The organism is Marilutibacter maris (genome assembly GCF_006546735.2).
Taxonomy (GTDB): domain Bacteria; phylum Pseudomonadota; class Gammaproteobacteria; order Xanthomonadales; family Xanthomonadaceae; genus Marilutibacter; species Marilutibacter maris.
This window is the reverse complement of sequence record NZ_VICD02000183.1, coordinates 1-3366: the sequence shown is the minus strand read 5'-3', so window position 1 is coordinate 3366 and position 3366 is coordinate 1. Positions and strand designations below refer to the sequence as shown.

Here is a 3366-nt window from a genome sequence, read left to right as displayed (position 1 = left end):
CGTTGACGGCGCCCGCCGCCAGCCTGGCGGGACGGGCCTGCCGGCGTTCGCGTTCGCTGGCGGGCAGGATCGGCGCGCGCTGGTCCGCGCTGCGCCGGCCGATCGGGTTTGCCGCGCGCAATCCCGAGCGCCACCGGGTCCTCGCGTATCCGTCGCCGCCGGCCGACACCTTGTTGGCCGGGGTGCTGGACGGGGCCGGCGTGCACCAGGACTGGTTCGAACTGCGGCTGCCGGCCGGCGCAATGGCGGACGCCGACACGACGCGGATCATGTCGCTGCTGCTGCAGGGCTTCGTCGACAACCAGGCCGCGAGCGTCACCGGGCTGATGGCGTTCCGCAATCTGTTGGTGAAGCCGTTGGGACTGAGGACCTCGCGACTGGGCTGCCCGGTGTCTTCGCTGCTGTCCGGGGCGCCGGAGCAGCGCCGTTTCGACGGTCGATTCCCGGTCCTGGACATGCGTCGCGATGCCGGCGGGCACCGCATCGAAGTGCTGCTGGGGGCCGACGACCGGCACCTGTCGTTCCGCTCCAGCGTCAGCGTCGAGCGGGGCGAGGACACGACGATCCGTTGCCGGCTCGGCACCCGGGTCAGGCCCCGCAACCTGTTCGGCCGTTTCTACATGGCGATGATCGCCTACGTGCATCGGCGCCACGTTTCTCCGACGATGCTGCGCTCGGCGGTCGAGCACGCGCTGCTGGCCGCCGACGCGGGATCGTTGGCGGCCGATCCGGGCGACCGCATCGAGCGCTGCGCGACGGGGTGATCGCGGCCGCGATTTGCCGATACGGCTGCATCGCGGCCGCAGATGTCCCGCTGGCGTCGGATTTGCGGCACAATACGCCGCTGCCTCGTTCCGGATCGTTCCGATGTCCAACCTCGACCCCTGCAGCCAGTGCGGCTGCGAGTACACCTACGAGGATGGCAACCTGGTCGTCTGCCCCGAGTGCGGGCATGAGCGGGTCAAGGGCGAGGCCGCCGAGTCGGCCGAAGCGGAAAGCGCGGTCGTCGATGCGAACGGCAACCCCCTCAGCGACGGCGACGCGGTGATCGTGATCAAGGACCTGAAGGTCAAGGGTTCGTCCTCGGTCGTGAAGGTCGGCACCAAGGTCAGGAACATCCGCCTGGTCGACGGCGACCACAACATCGACTGCAAGATAGACGGGATCGGTGCCATGAAGCTGAAGTCGGAATTCGTCAGGAAAGCCTAGGTCCGCGGGGCCGTTGCCCCGGACACCGCTTTCCTCCGTGCGTTCGAAGCCGGTCGCCGGCTCCGCGAGGCGCCGCGTCCGGCCGTCCCGATCGCGCCGTGCGGCCGTTCCGCTGCGTGCGCCGCATCTCCGCAACCCCGTACACCTCACCGTCGACGGCGGCTGCCGTCCGCTGTATCGCCAACTGAGACGCCGCCGTGCTGCGATGCCGGCAGCGTGTCCGCGTTGTCGATTTCGGCTCACGCCGCCCGTCGTATCGATACGCAGCCACGGCCGCCCCCGCGTGTCCGTCGCTGCCCCGACTACTGGATACAACCCCCATGTCATCAATGAACGATCAAGAGACTCCCGTCGCGCGCTCCGGCGCCGCGGAAGCGAGCCTGCCGGCTCCCGAGGCGTCGCTGTGGAGCGAGCTGCGCGACGCGGTCCGCGGCACCGGCGCGGACTACACCAAGATCCCGCTGCGCCGCGCGGTATTCCTGCTGGCGGTGCCGATGGTGCTGGAGCTGGTGCTGGAATCGACGTTCGCGGTCGCGGACATCTTCTTCGTCGGCAAGCTCGGGCCGTCGGCGGTGGCGACGGTCGGCCTGACCGAGAGCTACCTGTTCCTGCTGTACTCGATCGCGATGGGGCTGTCGATGGCGGTGACCGCGGTGGTCGCCCGGCGCATCGGCGAACACAAGCCCGGAGAAGCGGCGGTGACCGCGGTGCAGGCGATCCTGGTCGCGCTGCTGGCCTCGGTGCCGTTCACGGTCGCGGGCATCGTCTACGCGCGCGAACTGCTGCAACTGATGGGGGCCGACGCATGGACGCTTGAGCACGGCGTCGGCTACATGCAGTGGATGCTCGGCGGCAACGCGGTGATCCTGCTGCTGTTCGTGATCAACGCGATCTTCCGCGGCGCCGGCGACGCGGCGATCGCGATGCGGGTGCTGTGGGTGGCCAATGGACTGAACATCGTCCTCGATCCGGTCCTGATCTTCGGACTCGGCCCGATCCCGGCGATGGGGGTGGAGGGCGCGGCGATCGCCACCAACATCGGACGCGGCGTCGGCGTGGCGATGCAGTTGTGGCTGCTGTTCCGCGGCGGACGCCACATCCGGGTCGCCGCCTCGCAGCTGGTCGTGCGCGGCGCGACCATGCTCAACATCGTGCGCACCTCGCTGGGCGGCATCGGCCAGATGATCGTGGCGACCACGTCGTGGATCTTCATGCTGCGGATCATCGCGACCCTGGGCAGCGAGGCGGTGGCCGGGGCGACGATCACGATCCGGATCATGATGTTCACGCTGATGCCGGCCTGGGGCATGTCCAACGCCGCCGCGACCCTGGTCGGGCAGAACCTCGGCGCCGACGAGCCGGGTCGGGCCGAGGCCGCGGTGTGGCAGATCGGCTGGTACAACATGGCGTTCACGCTGGCGGTGTCGGTGCTGTTCTTCTTCTTCCACGACCCGATCGTCGCCCTGTTCACCGACGACCCGGCGGTGATCGCGATCGGTGCCGAGTGGCTGCGGATCCTGTCGTACTCGTACTTCGTCTACGGCTGGTGGATGGTGGCGGTGCAGGCGTTCAACGGCGCCGGCGACACCGCCACCCCGACCTGGATCAACGTGGTGTTCTTCTGGCTGATCCAGATTCCGCTGTCCTACCTGCTGGCGATCAACCTCGACTGGCAGCATTCGGGCGTGTTCTGGGCGGTGTTCATCTCCGAGACCGCGGTCGGCCTGTTCACCCTGTGGCTGTTCTCGCGCGGGCGCTGGAAAACGGCGAAGGTGTAGACCCGCACCGGCATCGCGCGTGGGGCTGCCGGCGTTGGTCCGCCGGCGGCCCCGGTCCGGCTCAGAAACGGGTGGTGAGGTCGATCAGCCAGACCGGCATCAGGTCGAGCAGGGCGGCTTCGAGCACCTTGTCCAGGCCGGTCAGCACCAGGGCGCCGATCGACAGCAGGCTCCAGCCCATCAGCTTGCGGCCGAGCTGGCCGGCGACCAGCAGGCGTTCGCGGTGACGCTCCAGCAGGCCGCGCGAGAACAGGCCGGCGGCGATCAGCGGCAGCACCGCGGCGACGCTGAACACCGCCATCACCGTGGCCGAATGCGCGGGGCTCTGGCCGCTGGCCGCCAGCGCGATGGCGGTGCCCAGGGTCGGGCCGACGCAGGG

Annotated in this window: 4 protein-coding genes; 3 read left to right on the top strand and 1 reads right to left on the bottom strand. The window is 69.4% G+C overall.

The genetic code is table 11. From position 1 onward, the window contains the following. From FKV24_RS10975 to FKV24_RS10965, 3 genes are all read left to right on the top strand, one after another. Positions 1-764 (top strand): DUF2867 domain-containing protein (locus tag FKV24_RS10975; RefSeq protein ID WP_141482411.1); only part of this gene is annotated, 764 nt, incomplete at its 5' end. A 103-nt stretch (positions 765-867) separates the two neighbouring features. Next, the gene (locus tag FKV24_RS10970) at positions 868-1209 is read left to right on the top strand and encodes a zinc ribbon domain-containing protein YjdM (RefSeq protein WP_111266992.1); all 342 of its coding nucleotides are present in this window, start codon (positions 868-870) and stop codon (positions 1207-1209) included. Between the two features lie 329 nt (positions 1210-1538). Continuing rightward, entirely contained in the window at positions 1539-2987 is a 1449-nt protein-coding gene (locus tag FKV24_RS10965; RefSeq protein WP_141482410.1) for an MATE family efflux transporter, read from the top strand. A 61-nt stretch (positions 2988-3048) separates the two neighbouring features. Here FKV24_RS10965 and FKV24_RS10960 read toward each other — a convergent pair. Further along, on the bottom strand, positions 3049-3366 hold a 318-nt coding region (locus FKV24_RS10960; protein ID WP_211371850.1), incomplete at its 5' end, for a cytochrome c biogenesis protein CcdA.

Bases quoted from the DNA above. Each gene is read 5' to 3' on its own strand.
- FKV24_RS10965 (WP_141482410.1), top strand. From the start codon at position 1,539: ATGAACGATCAAGAGACTCCCGTCGCGCGCTCCGGCGCCGCGGAAGCG.
- FKV24_RS10970 (WP_111266992.1), top strand. From the start codon at position 868: ATGTCCAACCTCGACCCCTGCAGCCAGTGCGGCTGCGAGTACACCTAC.